The organism is Streptomyces sp. NPDC058663 (assembly GCF_042716745.1).
Classification (GTDB): Bacteria; Actinomycetota; Actinomycetes; order Streptomycetales; family Streptomycetaceae; genus Streptomyces.
The window spans coordinates 65,107-81,791 of sequence record NZ_JBHXRV010000014.1 but is presented as its reverse complement, the minus strand read 5'-3'; the positions used below and the strand labels follow the sequence as shown (position 1 = coordinate 81,791).

Genomic DNA, 16,685 nt, shown 5'->3' with positions numbered 1-16,685 from the left:
CCCCCCCCCGGGCGCCCCCCCCCCCGGGGGGGCCGGGGGCCCCGCCTTCTGTCGCTGGCGCGTGTGTGGGGGGCGGCTGCCCCCGGTGGGCCCGCCCCCCCTCCGCCGTTCCCTACGATGCCGGGCATGAAGCAGCAAACCGCTCAGATCCGGTGGGAGCGGCGCACCCAGAACCCCCTCCTCGCCCTCGCGCTGGTCTTCGCCGTCGCGTATGCCGTCCCGATCGTCGCGCCGGACGCGCCCGGCTGGGTGCACCGGGCCTGCTCGGCGGCCGAGTGGGCGGTGTGGGCCGCCTTTGCCGCGGACTACCTGGTGCGGCTGGCGCTGGCCCCGGGCAAGTGGCTCTTCGTCCGCAGTCATCCGCTGGACCTGCTCGCCGTGGTGCTGCCGCTGGCGAGGCCGCTGAGGCTGCTGCGGCTGGTGTCGACGCTGCTGCTTGTGGGGCGCCGGGCCCGGATGGCTTCGCAGATCACGCTCAGCGCGTACGTCGGGGGTGCGGTGGTGGGGCTGCTGATGTTCGGTTCGCTGGCGGTCCTGGAGGTCGAGCGGGACGCCCCGGACGGGAACATCAAGACCCTGGGCGACGCGGTCTGGTGGTCCTTCACCACCATGACCACCGTGGGCTACGGCGACCACTCCCCCACCACCGGACTCGGGCGGGTGCTCGCGGTCGGCCTGATGCTGTCGGGAATCGCCCTGCTCGGTGTGGTCACCGCCAATATCGCCGCCTGGTTCATCGCCCGCTTCGAGCGGGACGACGCCGAGGAGCGCCGGCAGACGGAGCTGCTCGAAGGGTTGCTGCGCGAGGTCAAGGAGCTGCGGGCGGAGGTCGGCCGGCTGTCCTCGGACGGGAGGGGCACGGTCCCCTCGGCCGCGCCCCCGCAGGTTCCCGGCGCCGTCAGCTCTCCCACACCTTGAACGCCCGCACCCGGTAGGGGGACTGCGGCACCCAGCTGCCACCGCCCGGATAGGTGTCGAACTCGCCCGTCTCCGCGCATTGGGCCGACTGGTACGTGGTGACGGGGCGCCCGGTGCGGTTGGCCAGCGCCTGCGCGTCGGCGCCCGGCGGCAGGGGTACGCAGGACTCGATGTCGGTGCCGGACAGCTCGTGGGTGTACCGCTTGCCCTGGAAACCGGGCTTCTGCCAGAGGCAGAGCTCACCGGCGGCACAGCTGCCGAGCCGGGGCGCGGGTGCCGCGGTGCCGGCCGGGGCCTTCGTGAGGGTGGGGGCCTGTGGGGCGGTGGGAACTCGCGTGGCGGTGGGGCCTTGCGTGGCGGTGGGGGCCTGTGGGGTGCCCGTGGCTGCGGCGGCCTGTGGCAGCAGGGCGGTGGCCGCCAGGGCGGCGGCGAGCGCGGTGGTGCGCAGTGGCGTGGCGCGCAGTCCGGTGGTGCGCCCCGTCGTGGTGCGGACTGCGGTGGTGCGGGCTGCGGTGGTGCGGGCTGCGGTGGTGCGGGCTGCGGTGGTGCGGAGCAGCTTCATGTGGATCGTCCCCCCGTGGCATGACGTGACGGTCATGACGTCGTGTGCCCGCACTTCGGTGTGCGGCTCTGCATCCACCGTGGCCTGCGCAAACAGGCCCGCGGAAGGGGTCACGGAGTGGATCACCCGGATAGGCGACAGCCCCGCCGGAACCGGTCCGGCGGGGCTGGGTGGGCGCGGGGTTGACGCTTCCGCACCGGAGGAGACGTACGTCAGATGTGGACTCCGCCGCCCGCCGCGTCCGCGTTCTCACCGCGCTTGGTGAAGAAGGCGACGAGGGCGGCGACCACGGCGACACAGCCCGCGACGGTGAAGGCGAAGCCCATTCCCGACACGAACGTGTCATGGATGACGCCGGAGATCGCCTTGAAGCCCTCGGGCGTCATCTTCGGCGCATCGGCCAGTTCCCTGGGGACCATGCCGAACTCCGCGGCCTGTTCCAGGGCGGGCGGCGGCGGGGTCGGGATGCCCGCGTCCTTCCAGTTGCCGGCGAACTCGGCGTTGACGCGTGAGGACATCACCGCGCCCAGCACGGCCGTGCCGAGTGCGCCGCCGACCTGCATACCGGCCTGCTGGAGGCCGCCGGCCACACCGGACAGCTCCAGCGGCGCGTTGCCGACGATGACCTCGGTGGCGCCGACCATGACCGGCGCCAGGCCGAGGCCGAGCAGTCCGAACCACACCGACATGGTCAGGGTGCCGGTGCCGGCGTCCAGCTGGGACATCCCGAACATGGCGGTGGCGGTGCACACCATGCCGCCGACCAGTGGCACCCGCGGTCCGAACTTGGTGATCAGCACGCCGGCGAGAGGCGAGGCGACGATCATCATGCCGGTCAGCGGCAGCAGGTGCAGGCCGCTGTCGACAGGGCTCAGGCCGTGCACGCCCTGGAGGTAGAACGTGACGAAGAAGAGGCCGCCCATGAACGCGAAGGCCATCAGCACCATGAGGACCACGCCCGCCGACAGCGGCACGGAGCGGAACATGCCGAGCGGGATCAGCGGTTCCTTCGCCTTGGTCTCCCACACGGCGAAGATCACGAACAGGACGACCGATCCGCCCACGCACAGCCAGGTGTTGGTGCCTCCCCAGCCCCAGGACTCACCGGCCTTGATGAGGCCGTAGACGAGGGCGCCCATCGCTCCCGAGAGGAGCAGGATGCCCGGGATGTCGAAGGAGCGCGGCGCGTTCGCGGCGCGGTGGTCGCGCAGCACGACCAGGCCGAAGGCCAGCGCCAGGACGCCGACCGGCACGTTGATGAAGAAGACCGACTGCCAGCTGACGTGCTCGACGAGCAGGCCGCCGACGATCGGGCCGCCCGCGGTGGAGGCGCCGATGACCATGCCCCAGATGCCGATCGCCATGTTCAGCTTCTCGGCGGGGAAGGTGGCGCGCAGCAGGCCGAGCGCGGCCGGCATGAGCAGGGCGCCGAACAGGCCCTGGAGCACCCGGAAGGCGATGACCAGGCCGATCTCCTTGGAGAAGCCGATGGCGGCCGAGGAGGCTGCGAAGCCCGCGATGCCTATCAGGAAGGTCTGCCGGTGGCCGAAGCGGTCACCGAGCTTGCCCGCGGTGATCAGCGCGACGGCGAGCGCGAGCAGATAACCGTTGGTGATCCACTGCACGTCGGCGAGCGACGCCTTGAGGTCGTGCTGGATGGCGGGGTTGGCGATCGCGACGATGGTGCCGTCCAGGGCGACCATCATCACGCCGATCGCCACGGCGAAGAGCGTCAGCCACGGGTGGCCGCGAAGCCCCTTGGCCTTTGGCGGAAGGGGGTCGGGGCCCGGCGGCACCTTGTCGAGCGTGGTCTGTGCAGTCATGCTTCCAGATTAGTGACAGTCACTGACACTTGACGAACCAATTCACTAGCCGGTAACTGTCACGTAGCTCACAGGTAAGCTGGGCAGGCCAAATCGGAGAAAAAGGGCCAAGGAGCGATGGCGGACCAGCTGGAACCCGCGGGACCGACCGGACGTCGCCCGAGCGGCCCGCGCGGCCGGACGCCCGTATGCGGTCTGCGCGAGCGCAAGAAGCGCCGGACGCGCGACGCACTGCTGCGGGCCGCCCTGGAGCTGTTCACCACCAAGGGGTATGAGCGCACCACGGTCGACGAGATCGCGGACGCCGTCGAGGTCTCGCAGCGCACCTTCTTCCGCTACTTCGCCTCCAAGGAGGACGTCGCCTTCACCGTCGTGTCGATGGTGGAGGAGCGGTTCCTGGCGGCGGTCCGCGAACGGCCCGCCGGTGAGGCTCCGCTGACCGCGCTGCGCAACGCCGTGATGTGGGCGTGGGACTCGGTGGGTGAGGCGATCGAGGCCGTGATCCCCATCGAGCTGCACATGCGGACCTATCAGATGATCGAGTCCACTCCCGCGCTGCTCGCGGTCCATCTGCGCCGCTCCACGGAGCTGGAGGACGCCATGGCGCGGGCCATCGCGGAGCGCGAGGGGCTCGACTTCGACGCGGACCCCCGGCCCCGGATCGCCGTGGCCGCGTTCGGCGGGGTGATGCGGCTGACGGGCCGGATGTGGGGGCAGCGGGAGGACGCGAGTCTGCCCGCGATACGGGAGATGACCGCGCTCTGCCTGGACCAGCTGGGCCCGGCACTGGCCGGCGACTGGCGGACGCCGGAGGGCCCGTCGCGGCAGGGGCCCGCCTCGGAAGCACCGTCAGCAACGCCCTAGGAACCACCCCCGAGACCCCGCGGGGCCCCACCCCGGAAAGCCCCGCACGCCCGCCCGGGAACGTTCCGCGAGGCCCGCCCCCGGGGCCACCGCACGTGCCTGCCGTCGTGGATCACGAAACTCCCGCATACACTCGCTGACCTCCATACCTTTATCGAAACGTGATACGCATCACGGAATGGCCACGGGCTCCGAGGATTCTCCTAGGGTGGTCCGCAGTGACTTCCTTCGACTCCTCCCCCTCCGCAGCCGCATGGCGGGCGCTGCTCGCCCTGGCCGTGGTGTTCGTGATGCTCACGATCACCGGCTGGACCACCATTCACCAGCAGCGGGACGACGACGTGTCCCTCAGGGAGGCGTTCGCCTCGTGGCGGCACGGCCGTTTCGACGGCCGCGCGCTCCCCGACCCGCAGGGCCCGCCGCAGCAGGTGGCACGTTTCTTCGCCGGGCTGTCCGCGCTCCAGCAGGGCCGGCTGGTCCGGGAACACCCGCTGGTCGTCGGCAACCTCAACGGGACGCCCGTACCGCTGCGCTTCGCGGCGAACCGGCGGGCGCTCGGCCAGGCGACGGAGACCGAACGCAAGCGGATGGGCAACGCCCGGGTCTCCCGGGCCGGGCGGCAGGACGCCGACCGGCGGATGCACCGGTTCGCGGCGCTGCAGCGCGAGGGCAGGAACGTGCTGGCCTTCGACCCCGACGGCGGCGGGCGGGTCGCGGAGGTCTTCGGAGACCTGGAACGGGCCCAGCGCATCTCCGTCGTGGTGCCCGGGGTGGACACGAACGTCGTGAACTTCGAGCGGAGCTACCGCAAGTACTCCGCCCCGGCCGGGATGGCGAAGTCGCTGTACGCGGCCGAGCGCGAGGCCGCCCCCGGCAAGCGGGTCGCGGTGATCGCCTGGGCCGACTACACCGCGCCGGCCGGGCTCGGTATGGACGCGATGGTCGGCGCTCCCGCGCAGGCGGGTGCCCGGCGGCTGGTCGCGCTGACCGGGGCGCTGCCCGGGGCCGGCTCCGTACCGGTGACGCTGTTCTGCCACAGCTACGGGTCGGTGGTGTGCGGGGTGGCCGCACGGAGCCTGCCGGAGCGGGTCACCGACATAGCGGTTTCGGGCAGCCCTGGCATGCGTGCGGACACCGCCGCCGAGCTGGGCACCGGGGCCCGGGTGTGGGCGATGCGGGACGCCGACGACTGGATCCAGAACGTGCCGTACCTGGAGGTCGGCGGGCTCGGGCACGGCAGCGACCCGGTGTCGCCGGAGTTCGGCGCGCGGGTGCTCTCCGCGGTGGACGCCGTCGGGCACACCGGGTACTTCGAACCGGGCACCGTGAGCGTCGGCAACTTCGCGCGGATCGGTGTGGGCAGTTACTCCGGGGTGAGCTGTGCGGGCGGCGGGAACGCCTGCCGCGAGGGGATCGCGGAGAGCGGTGATGTCGATGGGAGGGCCGCCTGAGGTGACCGACGCGCGTAGAGGGCGGGAAATCGAGGTGGCCGCTGAGGGGCGACGTCCGGCCGGACGCCGCATACGATGAGCCGCATGGGTGATGTGCTGGCCGGAATTCATGCCACCTGGGAGTTCGACAGCGACTCCGTGCTCATCCGCTTCGAACGGGGGATACGTACGCCGAAACTGCTCTCCGCGCTCGGTGAGCGCCGCATCCCGCACGAGGCGCTGGCCGATGTGACGCTGACCCCGGGCAAACGCGGCACCGTGGTGCTGCACGCGGTGCCCAGACCGGGTGCCGATCCTCTGATGGAGGCGGCCGCGGGGCAGCTCAAGGAGAGCTGCGACCCCTACCGGCTGGTGCTGCCCGCGGAGCGCGAGGTGCTGGCGGAGTACTACGCGGACGAGCTGCGGGGCCTGGTGCGCCGGGCCGCGGACGTCGCGGAGCCCGCGGAGCGGTTCCTGGTGGCGCCGCCGCAGGGGCCGCTGCAGTTCAAGGCGTACGACGGGAAGGCCAGCTTCGACGGGGCGCAGGTGGCGTTCCGGTGGTTCTGGACCGGGGCTTCGTCGGCGAAGTGGAAGGTCGGCGACCAGAACTTCCCGGTGGCCTCGCTCAGCGGCGTCGAGTGGCGCTCCCCCGACGTCTTCGACGGGCATCTGCGGCTGCTGCGGCGGGACACGGCGACGGAGGAGAACCGTCCGGGGCAGGCCGACCAGGATCCTGCGGCGGTGGTGTTCGGCCTGGGCTACGGCCCGGTGCACGAGTCGCTGCCGTTCGCGGCCGCGGTGCTGGCGGCCGTGCGGTCCACGGTGCCCGCGGTGAATCCGGGGCGCGAGCGGGTCGCGGCGGTAGCGGCCGCGGGTGCGGGGCGCCGGGAGCCCGCGGACATCGCTGAGCGGATCCGCCACCTCGGGGACCTGCACCGGGCGGGGCTGGTGACGGACGACGAGTTCGACGCGAAGAAGGCGGAACTGCTGGCGGAGCTCTAGCGCTGCGCGCAAGGGGCCGCGGGGAGGGCCGCGCCCGGCGCCCGCAGCAGGGGTCTGCGCCCGGAGTCTGGAGTGGGCGTCTGCGCCCGGCGTCTGGAGCGGGCGTCCGCGCCCGGCGTTCGCGGCGGGGTGCTACCGGGGTATGACGGCAAGCTCCGCACCCCGGTATGACGTGGGAGGGCGACGGCGCTGCCTAGGCTGAGGGAGTCATGAGAGAACCGACTCCGCCCTTCTCGCCCGGCTCTGCCCCGCGGCCCCCTTCCTTCCCGCCGAGGCCCACGGGCGCTCCGCACGGCGGGGCGCCCGTGGACGGGCTGTTCGCCGCCGGGGCCCGACAACTGCGTGCCCTGGCCCACGCCGTCACCCACCCCTCGCACCCGCCGACACCGCTGCTCGCGGGGGCGCCCAAGAGGTGGCAGCGGCTGCTGCCGTACGTGGTGGTGATCGCCCTCACGGCCACGCTGCTGCCCGTCACGGTGGGGGTGCTCACCAACGACTACGGCGCATCCGGGGGGATCGCGGGAGCCCTCGCGGTCGGCCAGACCGTCCCGTTGCTGATGATCATCCACCGGCCGTTGCAGGCCTGGTGGATCGTCTTTCCCGCCGGGCTGCTCGGCAGTCCGTTCCTCGTCGACGCGGCGGTGGACAAGTCCATCTGGCCGTGGCCCGCGCCCACGATCGTCGGGTCGCTGTTCCTGCTGTTCGCACTGGCGCTGCGGGAGCGGCGGCAGGCCCTGATCGGGGTCTGGATCGCCGTCGCGGTGTCCGGCCTCGTGCTGGGGCAACTGGCGCCGAGGGCCAGCGACGGCACCAATGTGCTGACGATCGTGCTCAGCGGCGTCGTGCTGGTCATCGGGGGCGCGCTGCGGGAACGCGGCGAGGCGCAGCGCAAGCTGGAGGAACAGGAGACCATCAGCGTCACCGAGCGGGCGCAGCGTCAGCTCCTGGAGGAACGCACCCGGATCGCCCGGGAGTTGCACGACGTGGTCGCCCACCACATGTCGATGATCACGGTGCAGGCCGACTCTGCTCCGTACCGGATCGGGGGGCTGCCGCCCGAGGCGGAGGAGGAGTTCGCCTCGATCGCCTCCAGCGCGCGGGAGTCGCTGACCGAGATGCGCAGGCTCCTGGTCGTGCTGCGCAGTGAGGGCACGGAGGGCGAGCGGGCGCCGCAGCCCGGTCTCGCCAAGGTGCAGCAGCTGGTGGAGGCGACGGTGCGGGCCGGTGTGCCGGCCGAGTTGTCGATGGCGCGGGGGCTGGGTGCCGGGGAGGGCGGGCCCGCCGTACCGCAGGCGGTGGACCTGTCCGCGTACCGGATCGTGCAGGAGGCGCTGGCCAATGTGGTGCGGCACGCGCCGGGTGCGGTGACGCGGGTTTCGGTGCGCGCGGAGGACACGGACCTGCTGGTACTGGTGGTCAACGGGCCCGCCCCCGAACCGGTTTCGCGGGTGGAGGCGACGGGGGCCGGCGGGCACGGTCTGGTCGGGATGCGCGAGCGCGTACGGTTGACCGGCGGCACGCTGGACACCGGGCCGTTGCCGGACGGGGGGTTCCGGGTGGCGGCGCGGCTGCCGTTGGTGGGGACACCTGCTCAGACCGCCGCGCCCGAGGGTCACTCCGGTCCGGCGGGCGGCGCCGAGCACGTCTCCGAAGCCGCGGGGACCACCTCGGCCCGTGCGGCCGGCAAGGGCCGTGCGGGGCGCTCCGCCCCCACCGATTCGACAGCGAAGGACGCCTCCGCGCCATGACCATCCGCGTGATCATCGTCGACGACCAGGCCATGGTGCGGGCCGGATTCGCCGCACTCCTCTCGGCGCAGGCCGACATCGATGTGGTGGGCGAGGCACCGGACGGGCGGCAGGGGGTGGAGGTCAGCCGTTCCACGCATCCGGACGTGGTGCTGATGGACGTGCGGATGCCGGAGATGGACGGGCTGGCCGCCGCGCGGGAACTCCTGGACCCGCCGGCGGGGGTGGTGCACCGGCCGAAGGTGCTGATGCTGACCACCTTCGACGTGGACGACTACGTGTACGAGGCGCTGCGGGCGGGGGCGTCCGGGTTCCTGCTGAAGGACGCGCCGCCGGCCGATCTGATCGCGGCGGTACGGGTGGTGGCGGCGGGGGAGGCGCTGCTGGCGCCTTCGGTGACGCGACGTCTGATCGCGGACTTCGCCGCACAGCGGCCGGCCCCCCGACGGAACCCGGCGCTCCGGCTGAACGGGCTGACGCCGCGCGAGACGGAGGTCCTGGAGCTGATCGCCCGGGGGCTCTCCAACCAGGAGATCGCGGACCATCTGATCCTGGCGGAGCAGACGGTGAAGACGCACATCGGCCGCGTCCTGGCCAAACTGGACCTGCGGGACCGCGCGCAGGCGGTGATCTTCGCGTACGAGTCGGGGCTGGTGGCGCCGGGGAGTGCGGGGTGAGGGTGCGGGTGTGAGGGGGTGAGGCGGTGAGGGTACGGGTGTGAGGGGGTGAGGGGGCTGGTGTGAGGGTGGGGGGCCGGGTGGGGGTGCCGCTCACTCCGTCCTCGTACGGTTCCCGTACGAGCGGGCCGCGACGGCCAGCGCGAGGCCGTACACCGCGAACGCTGTCACCCCCACCCACCCCACCGTCATCGCGGCCCCCGGGGTGGAGAAGTCCCCCGGTGGCAGCTCCACCGCGCCGAACGAGGCGAGCGCCAGCGTCCCGACGCCCAGCACCCCGTACGGTGCGAGCGTGGCCGCCCCCAGCACCGCCGGGGCCAGCGGCAGCCAGCGCGGCACCCGCCGGCCCGCCAGCAGGAGGGTCCACCGGGGAAAGATCTGCCCCCACGGCCTGACCAGTCCGTACAGCAGGAAGATGCCCAGCGCGGCGAGCAGGGCGGTCGCGTCGATGCCGTACGACTCCAGCGTCAGCCAGAGACCGGAGGCTCCGTTGCGCCGGGAGACGGCCAGGGCCTCGGCACCTGACACCCCCGCGAACGTGCCGCCGGTCGCCCAGACCGTCTTCATCGCCGCGTACGGGAGGAAGGCCAGCGCGCCGGCGAGTGCGGTGAGTTGGACGGGGCGTGGGGCACTGGCCGGCGGGGGGACCTCCGCGTCCCCCCGGCCCGCCCTGCCCACCGGGTCTGCCCGGTCCGTCCCGTGTGTGCGGGCCAGGGCTGCGAGCAGTGCCGCGCCCAGCGCCCCGAGTGCATGGTGCGCGGCGGCGGCCACGCTGTCGGGGGAGCTGCCGGTCAGCAGCATGACGACGTCCATCAGCAGGCTGAACCCGGACACCAGGGAGAGCGCGGCTGCGGTCCACAGGGCGCGGCGGGCGGCGGGGTGGCCCGTGCGGCGGGCGCGGACGGCGGTCGCGGCCAGGGCGAGGGCGGCCACGGCGATGACGTACCAGTTCAGTGCCACGGGGGCGGTGTGGGGGCCGAGGACGAAGAGAGGAGTGGCGGTGGCGAGGCCGACGGCGGCCAGGGTGGTGTGGGCCAGGGCCCAGGCGGTGACCAGGTGGGGCAGGCGGGGTCGGGTCATGGGGCCACTGTGATTCCTGGCGGGTGGGGGTGCGTCGGTCCGGGGGACGAGGTGGGTCCGTCGGGTGGGGGAGGGTGCGGGGCGGGGTTGTATGGGGGCGGGGGTGGGCGGGAGCGGGGTCCGGCGGGGACGGAGGGTTCGGCTCCGCCGGGGGCCGCCCCCTTGCCCGCCCGTTCCGCCCCCGGGGGCGGCCCCGCCGCCCAAGGGGGCTGGGGGGGTGGGGTGCGGGTGGGCCCCGCCGCCCAGGAGGGCTGGGGGTGGGGTGCGGGCGGCCCCGCCGCCCAAGGGGACGGGGGGTGGAGGGGGTGGGGCGGCCCCGGCGCCCAAGGGGCTGGGGGTGGGGTACTGGCACGGTTCGGGGTGGGGGCAGCCCTACCTTTTGGGCTGCGGGAAACCTCCAGTACTGCGGTATCACACGGGAGTTGGCACCGTGGTGTGACGCCCGGGGGGATGCCCTCTTCCTACCTTGCTCCACGTCAGGCCGTCGCTCGCGACGGAGCCGTGGAGCAGGGTTGAGGATGAGGGGGCGGGCCGATGCGCCGGTTCAGGAGGACGCTGGCCGCCGTGGTCATGGTGGCGGCCATGTTCGGGGGGAGCACCGGCTGGGTGTCCGCCGATGCCCAGAGCGCCGTCACCGGCCCGCCGCCGGGCGCCGAGGCGTGGCGCGGGGCGGGGCTGATCGACCCGGCGGCCAGTACGCCCGCCCAAGTGGCCGCGTTCTTCGGCGGGTTGAGTGCGGAGCGGCGGGAAGAGCTCGTCCGTAGGCACCCCCTCGTCGTCGGGAACCTCGACGGCGCCCCGCTCTCCCTGCGCTACGCCGCCAACCGGCGCGCCCTGCGGGCCGACGGCCGCTTCCCCCGGCTCCTGTCCCCCGGCCGGCAGATCCTCGCCTTCGACCCCCGGGGGCGCGGACAGGTCGTCGAGGTGTACGGGGACCTGGCGCGCGCGGCCCATGTGGCGGTGGTGGTGCCCGGTTCGGACATCGACGCCTCCACGTACGACCGCGCGAGGGACCCGTACGGCACCCCGGCCGGCATGGCCCGGAGCCTGCGCGAGGTGACCGGGCCCGCCACGGCCGTCGTCGCCTGGGCCGGTTACACCACCCCCGTGGGCATCGGTGTGGACGCCGCGACCGGTGCGCTCGCCGGGGCGGGTGCCGAGCGGCTGGTCCGGTTCACCGACGGGCTCGACGCGGTGGGCGCACCGGACCCCGCCGTGTTCTGCCACAGCTACGGCTCGGTCGTCTGCGGTCTGGCCGCGTCCCGCCTGGACGCCGCCGACCTGGTCGCCGTGGCCTCCCCGGGGATGCACGCGGACAGCGCCGCCGGCCTGCGGACCAAGGCCCGCGTGTGGGCCGCCAAGGACGCCACGGACTGGATCGACCGCATCCCCCACGTCCGGGTCCTGGGCCTGGGCCACGGCGCCGACCCGGCCGACGCGGCCTTCGGCGCCCGCCCCGTCCCCGCCACCACCGCCCACGGCCACACCGGCTACTTCGCCCCCGGTACGGACTCCCTGCGCGCTTTCGCCGCCATCACCGAAGGAACGGCCCGATGAGCACCCTCACCCGCCCGGCCCCCGGGACCGCCGCCCCGGCCGCCGCGTCCCCCGCCCGCGCACCCCGGGGAGTCGCCGCCCTCGCGGCGAAGATCGACGCCAGGACCCCCGCGCACCGCGACCGTGCCATCGACGGCCTCCGTGCCCTCGCGCTCCTCGCGGTCCCCACCGGCCACTGGCTGCTCGGCGGGTTCACCGTCGACGCGGACGCGGGTTCACTGCACAACGCCAGCCCGCTCTCCTCGTTCGCCGCGCTCGCCCCCGCCAGCTGGGTCCTCCAGATGCTGGGCATCTTCTTCCTGGTGGGCGGCTACGCCTCCGTCCTGTCGTTCCACAAGCATGCGGGTTCCGCTGCCGGGTGGCTGAAGGGCAGGCTGGTGCGGCTCGGCCGCCCGGTGCTCGGGGTGACCGCCGTCTGGGCGGTGCTCGCCCCGCTGCTGTACGGGCTCGGGGTTCCGGAGGCCACGTTGCGGACCGGCGCGAAACTCGTCGTCCAGCCCCTGTGGTTCGTCGGTGTGTACGCGGTGGTCACCGCGCTCACCCCGCTCTGCATCCGGGTGGCCCGGCGGATCGGCGCCTGGTCGGCGGTGCCCCTGATCGGCAGTGTCGCGGTCGTCGACTTCCTCAGGTACGGCCCGTTCGCCGACGCCGTGCCCTCCTGGCTGAGTCTGCTCAACCTGCTGCCCGGCTGGCTCTTCGCCTACCAGCTCGGCGTCGCCTGGGGCGAGAAGAAGCTCAGCAGGCGCACGGCGTACGTCCTGCTCGTCGGCGGCGCCGCCCTCTTCGCCGCCCTGCTCCTCGCGTTCCACTACCCGGCGTCCATGGTCGGCGTCCCCGGCCAGGACCGCACCAACTCGCATCCGCCGTCGCTGCTGGTCCTCGCCCTGGCCGCGGCCCAGAGCGGCGCCGCGATCCTGCTCCGCGACAGGATCGCGGGACTGCTGACCCGGCCGGCCCTGTGGGCTCCGGTCGTCGTCATCAACCTCTGCGCGATGACGATCCTGTGCTGGCACCAGACCGCGATGCTGGCCGCCGCCGTCCCCGGGTCGTACGTCGGTACGATCCCGGGCCTGACTGCCGCCCCGGACACGCCGGGCTGGATCCTGGCCCGGCTGGCGTGGATGCCGCTCTTCGCCGTACTGCTGGCCGTGATCGCGAAGTACGCGCGGGTCTTCGAGCACCCCGCGGGACCGGTCTCCCGTACGACGAAGGCCCGCCGGGCGGTCGCGGGACTGCTCGCGGCGGGCTTCACCGTGTTCGCACTGGGGCTGGCGTGAGGCACCGCGGGTCTCCGGCGGCGCGCGTACGGGGCCGCGCGGAGCGCCGTGGAGCGCCTCCCCGAGCCGCCTGCCTACTCGCGGCCCGCGGACGTGAACGACATGTCCGCGTACCGGCCGCCGGCGACCTGTCCCGCGATCGGCTCCAGGAGTGCCAGCTCCTGGGCGCTCAGCACCAGCCGGGTGGCCGCCGTGTTCTCCTCCACCCGGGAGCGCTTGCGGGTCCCCGGGATCGGGACCACCGACACCCCGTGCACCTGTGCCTGCTGCTGCACCCAGGCCAGCGCGACCTGGCCGAGCGTGACGCCGCGGGCCCGGGCGACCTCGCGGACCGGGTCCAGGAGCGCGGCGTTCGCCTCGGCGTTGGCCCCGTTGAAGCGGGGCTGCTGGCGACGGAAGTCGCTCGCGTCGAGGTCCTTCTCGGCACTGGCGAAGGCTCCGGTGAGGAACCCGCGGCCGAGCGGCGAGTACGCGACGAGAGTGGCGCCCGTCTCGGCCACCGCGGGAACGACACCTGCCTCGATGTCCCGGCTGAAGAGCGACCACTCCGACTGCACGGCGGCGATCGGGTGCACCGCCTGCGCGGCCCGCAGCTCGTCGCCGGTCACCTCGCTCAGCCCGAGCTGCTTGACCTTGCCCGCCGCGACCAGTTCGGCCATCACCCCGACGGTCTCCTCGATCGGGATGTTCACGTCGCGCCGGTGCATGTAGTAGAGGTCGACGGCGTCGACGCCCAGCCGGCCGAGGCTGGCGTCGATGCAGGCGCGGATGTACGCGGGGTCGTTGCTGATGTACCGCTTGGTGCTGTCCTCGGGGGCCACGGCCAGCGCGAACTTCGTGGCCAGGGTGATCTCGTCGCGGTGCGCGGCGACGAACGGCGCCAGGAACCGCTCGTTGTCGCCGTCCCCGTAGGCGTCCGCCGTGTCGTACATCGTGACGCCCAGTTCCAGGGCACGCTCCAGGGTGGCCCTGGCCTCCGCGGCGTCGGTCGGCCCGTACGCGAAGCTCATCCCCATGCACCCGAGCCCCTGGACACCGACCTCGGGGCCGGTGGGGCCGCCGAGACGGGTGGTGGCAAGGGGGCTGCTGCCTGCGGTGCTATTTGCGCTGTTGGTGCTGTTGGTGCTCATGAAAAGTCAGAACCTCTCCGACGCCCGGCGGGCATCCGCATAGACATCGATCTTGTAGTCGAGTACGGCCAGGGTGTCCTGGAGCTCCGCGATCCGGTTGGTCACGTCCCGGCGGGTCGCCTCCAGCAGTTCCTGCCGCTCCTCGAAGGTGTGCGTTCCGGCACGGACCAGTTCCGCGTACCGCACCATGTCGGCGACCGGCATCCCGGTCAGCCGCAGCTTGCCGACCAGCGCGAGCCAGTCCAGGTCCTGGTTGCGGAACCGGCGCTGCCCCGTGTGCGAGCGGTCCACGTGCGGCATCAGGCCGATCCGCTCGTACCAGCGCAGGGTGTGCGCGCTGAGCCCGGTGACCGCGGCCACCTCACTGATCGTGTAGTGGTCGCGCCCCTCGGGCAGCGGGTGCCCGGCGGCCAGCTCGCAGGTGCCCCTCGCGGGCTTGGTCCCGGTGCGTACGGGAGTGCTGTCGATCACCGTCATGTCCTCCACGCTAGAACGTTGGAGTGCACTCGAAGCAAGCGGAATCCGGCTGAACTTTGCAGGGGTCGCCGCGTAATCTGCGCGGCATGACTCACCTCACCGTACGGCGGGCGCACGCCGGAGACGTGGCGGAAGTGCTGCGGCTGCGCCAGATGATGCTGGAGGCTCTGGGCCACGGGGCCGAAGACACGGCCTGGCACAGCGCCTCCCTGCCCGGACTGCGCAAGAGGCTCGCCGACCCGGACGGCGACTTCGCGGCCTTCGTCGCCGAACACCCCTCGTCCACGGGCAGGTTGGGCACGATGGCCGCCGGTACGGTCGACTACCGCATCGGCAATCCGGGCGCTCCGCTGGGCAACCGCGGCCATGTCTTCGGCGTCGTCACCGCCCCGGACGTCCGCCGCGCGGGCGGCGCCCGCGCCTGCACCCGGGCGCTGCTCGACTGGTTCCGCGAGCGTGGCGTGGTCCAGGTGGACCTGAACGCGTCGCGGGAGGCCGAGCCGCTGTACGCGTCGCTGGGCTTCGTACGGCGCCCGGACCCCGCGATGCGGCTGGACCTCTCCTAGGACTTGTCCGCTGGACCTCTCCTGGGGCTTGCCCTGCGGGCGCCCGGAGACAGCTCGCCCGGGGCGCCGGTTAGGCTCGACGTCATGCAGAGCGTGACGATGATCGAGTCCTGGCCGGTGCCCACCGCGGCCGCAGCCGTCGTACGGGCGGACGGCACCGTCCTCGGGTCGCACGGGCCGGGCGGCCACCGCTTCCCGCTCGCCTCCGTCACCAAGCCGCTCGCCGCGTACGCGGCCCTGGTGGCGTACGAGGAGGGCGCGATCGAGCTGGACGAGCCGGCGGGCCCGCCCGGATCCACGGTCCGCCACCTGCTCGCCCACACCAGCGGCCTGGCGTACGACGAGAACCGCGTCACCTCCGAGCCCGGCACCCGGCGCCTCTACTCCAACGCCGGTTTCGAGGCCCTCGGCGACCACCTCACCAAGGCCACCGAGATCCCCTTCGCGGACTACCTCCGCCAGGCGGTCCTGGAGCCCCTCGGCATGACGGCCACCGCTCTCGAAGGCGCCGGTTCCCCGGCCCGGGACGGCATCTCGACCGTCGACGACCTGCTCCGCTTCGCCGCCGAGCTCCAGGCGCCGCGCCTGCTGGACCCCCGTACGGTCGCCGAGGCCACCCTCACCGTGCACTACCCCGGCACCAAGGGCGTGCTCCCCGGCTTCGGCCACCAGAACCCCAACGACTGGGGCCTCGGCTTCGAGATCCGCGACAGCAAGTCGCCGCACTGGACCGGCAGTTCGTCCTCCCCGCGCACCTTCGGCCACTTCGGCCAGGCGGGCACCTTCCTCCTGGTCGACCCGGACGCGGGCCTCGCCGCCGTCGCCCTCACCGACCGCCCCTTCGGCCCGTGGGCGGCGGAGGTCTGGCCCCCGTTCGTCGACGCCGTCCTGGCGGAGGCCCGCACGTCCTGAGCACCGACGGGGCCCAACCGGCCGCCGTTGGGCACGGCCCCCGGCGGTCAGGCCCGGCGGTCGGCGTCCGTCATCGGCCGGGCGCGCGCCCACTCCTCCTCGAACTCGTCCCCGCCGATCTCCTGTCCGGCCGGTTCCGGGTCGTAGAGGTCGACGACCGGCGGGTTGAAGGGCCAGTCGCCGGCCGTGCCGCGCACGCCGCTGCCGTCCCCGGCCACCTCCACCTGACGGCTGCGGCGGCCGTCGGGGCCGACCTCCATCAGATAGTCGACCGGGGCCCCGTCGCCCTCGTCCCAGCGGCGCCGCAGGTGCACCACGTCCCGTCCCGCGAGCGCGCCGAAGTCCGGGTGCCCGCGCTGCGCGGCCCGCTCGGCGCGCAGGGCGTCCAGTCCCGGCGGCAGCACCGGGTCGTCGATGCCGACGACCTCGACGTTCCCCTCGGCCTCGAACCGGGCCACCGTCCTCGGGTCGTCGACCACCTCGGTCCACGCGAAGGTCTCCCGCACCTCGCGCGCCGACCGCGCCTCGATCCACCACCACGTTCCGCCCATGCCGTAGTCGTGCAGGGCGAGGAAGCGCCGCACGCGGGCGGTGGACGCGGCGGGGTCTTCGGCTCCGGGAGTGGCGGTCATGAGGAGGAAGCGTAGGCCCGCGCAGCGTTG

The 16,685-nt window shown here is 73.5% G+C and carries 16 protein-coding genes; 10 read left to right on the top strand and 6 right to left on the bottom strand.

Annotated features, from left to right (window positions below):
• Positions 1–126: 126 nt before the first annotated feature.
• Positions 127–918, top strand: coding sequence for a potassium channel family protein (locus ACFWVV_RS12955; protein WP_384341543.1), 792 nt, complete (start codon positions 127–129; stop codon positions 916–918).
• Here the strand turns inward: ACFWVV_RS12955 and ACFWVV_RS12950 are convergent.
• Positions 899–1,366, bottom strand: a complete 468-nt coding sequence (locus tag ACFWVV_RS12950; RefSeq protein WP_384342154.1) for a peptidase inhibitor family I36 protein — start codon at positions 1,364–1,366, stop codon at positions 899–901. The two genes, ACFWVV_RS12955 and ACFWVV_RS12950, sit on opposite strands and share 20 nt — an antisense overlap.
• A 326-nt stretch (positions 1,367–1,692) precedes the next feature.
• Positions 1,693–3,303, bottom strand: coding sequence for an MFS transporter (locus ACFWVV_RS12945; RefSeq protein WP_384341544.1), 1,611 nt, complete (start codon positions 3,301–3,303; stop codon positions 1,693–1,695).
• 117 nt (positions 3,304–3,420) lie between these two features.
• On the opposite strand from ACFWVV_RS12945, the gene ACFWVV_RS12940 reads away from it, so the two are divergent.
• From ACFWVV_RS12940 to ACFWVV_RS12920, 5 genes are all read left to right on the top strand, one after another.
• Positions 3,421–4,167, top strand: coding sequence for a TetR/AcrR family transcriptional regulator (locus tag ACFWVV_RS12940; protein WP_384341546.1), 747 nt, complete (start codon positions 3,421–3,423; stop codon positions 4,165–4,167).
• 218 nt (positions 4,168–4,385) lie between these two features.
• A complete protein-coding gene (locus tag ACFWVV_RS12935; protein ID WP_384341547.1) occupies positions 4,386–5,618 on the top strand; it encodes an alpha/beta hydrolase in 1,233 nt (410 codons plus the stop codon).
• A gap of 84 nt (positions 5,619–5,702) precedes the next feature.
• Positions 5,703–6,599, top strand: a complete 897-nt coding sequence (locus ACFWVV_RS12930; RefSeq protein WP_384341549.1) for a DUF4429 domain-containing protein — start codon at positions 5,703–5,705, stop codon at positions 6,597–6,599.
• 209 nt (positions 6,600–6,808) lie between these two features.
• Complete coding sequence (locus ACFWVV_RS12925; protein ID WP_384341551.1) at positions 6,809–8,347, top strand: sensor histidine kinase; 1,539 nt, start codon at positions 6,809–6,811, stop codon at positions 8,345–8,347.
• Positions 8,344–9,024, top strand: a complete 681-nt coding sequence (locus tag ACFWVV_RS12920) for a response regulator (protein ID WP_384341552.1) — start codon at positions 8,344–8,346, stop codon at positions 9,022–9,024. Before ACFWVV_RS12925 ends, ACFWVV_RS12920 begins: the two co-directional genes overlap by 4 nt.
• Positions 9,025–9,117: 93 nt before the next feature.
• On the opposite strand, the gene ACFWVV_RS12915 is transcribed toward ACFWVV_RS12920, so the two are convergent.
• Complete coding sequence (locus ACFWVV_RS12915) at positions 9,118–10,104, bottom strand: hypothetical protein (protein ID WP_384341554.1); 987 nt, start codon at positions 10,102–10,104, stop codon at positions 9,118–9,120.
• 534 nt (positions 10,105–10,638) lie between these two features.
• Between ACFWVV_RS12915 and ACFWVV_RS12910 the strand changes: the two genes are divergently transcribed.
• Positions 10,639–11,661, top strand: a complete 1,023-nt coding sequence (locus tag ACFWVV_RS12910) for an alpha/beta hydrolase (RefSeq protein ID WP_384341556.1) — start codon at positions 10,639–10,641, stop codon at positions 11,659–11,661.
• The gene (locus ACFWVV_RS12905) at positions 11,658–12,938 is read left to right on the top strand and encodes an acyltransferase (RefSeq protein ID WP_384341558.1); all 1,281 of its coding nucleotides are present in this window, start codon (positions 11,658–11,660) and stop codon (positions 12,936–12,938) included. The genes ACFWVV_RS12910 and ACFWVV_RS12905 overlap by 4 nt, the downstream gene beginning before the upstream one ends.
• Before the next feature lie 74 nt (positions 12,939–13,012).
• On the opposite strand, the gene ACFWVV_RS12900 is transcribed toward ACFWVV_RS12905, so the two are convergent.
• Both ACFWVV_RS12900 and ACFWVV_RS12895 read right to left on the bottom strand, forming a co-directional pair.
• Complete coding sequence (locus ACFWVV_RS12900) at positions 13,013–14,068, bottom strand: aldo/keto reductase (RefSeq protein ID WP_384341560.1); 1,056 nt, start codon at positions 14,066–14,068, stop codon at positions 13,013–13,015.
• 6 nt (positions 14,069–14,074) lie between these two features.
• Positions 14,075–14,545, bottom strand: a complete 471-nt coding sequence (locus ACFWVV_RS12895; RefSeq protein WP_384341562.1) for a MerR family transcriptional regulator — start codon at positions 14,543–14,545, stop codon at positions 14,075–14,077.
• Positions 14,546–14,631: 86 nt separating this feature from the next.
• On the opposite strand from ACFWVV_RS12895, the gene ACFWVV_RS12890 reads away from it, so the two are divergent.
• Both ACFWVV_RS12890 and ACFWVV_RS12885 read left to right on the top strand, forming a co-directional pair.
• Positions 14,632–15,111: a GNAT family N-acetyltransferase gene (locus ACFWVV_RS12890; protein WP_384341564.1), complete on the top strand. Its 480-nt coding sequence runs from the start codon at positions 14,632–14,634 to the stop codon at positions 15,109–15,111.
• A gap of 84 nt (positions 15,112–15,195) precedes the next feature.
• Entirely contained in the window at positions 15,196–16,023 is an 828-nt protein-coding gene (locus ACFWVV_RS12885; RefSeq protein WP_384341566.1) for a serine hydrolase domain-containing protein, read from the top strand.
• Between the two features lie 47 nt (positions 16,024–16,070).
• On the opposite strand, the gene ACFWVV_RS12880 is transcribed toward ACFWVV_RS12885, so the two are convergent.
• Positions 16,071–16,655 (bottom strand): hypothetical protein, encoded by a 585-nt coding sequence (locus ACFWVV_RS12880; RefSeq protein ID WP_384341568.1) that lies wholly within the window; start codon positions 16,653–16,655, stop codon positions 16,071–16,073.
• Positions 16,656–16,685 lie beyond the last annotated feature (30 nt).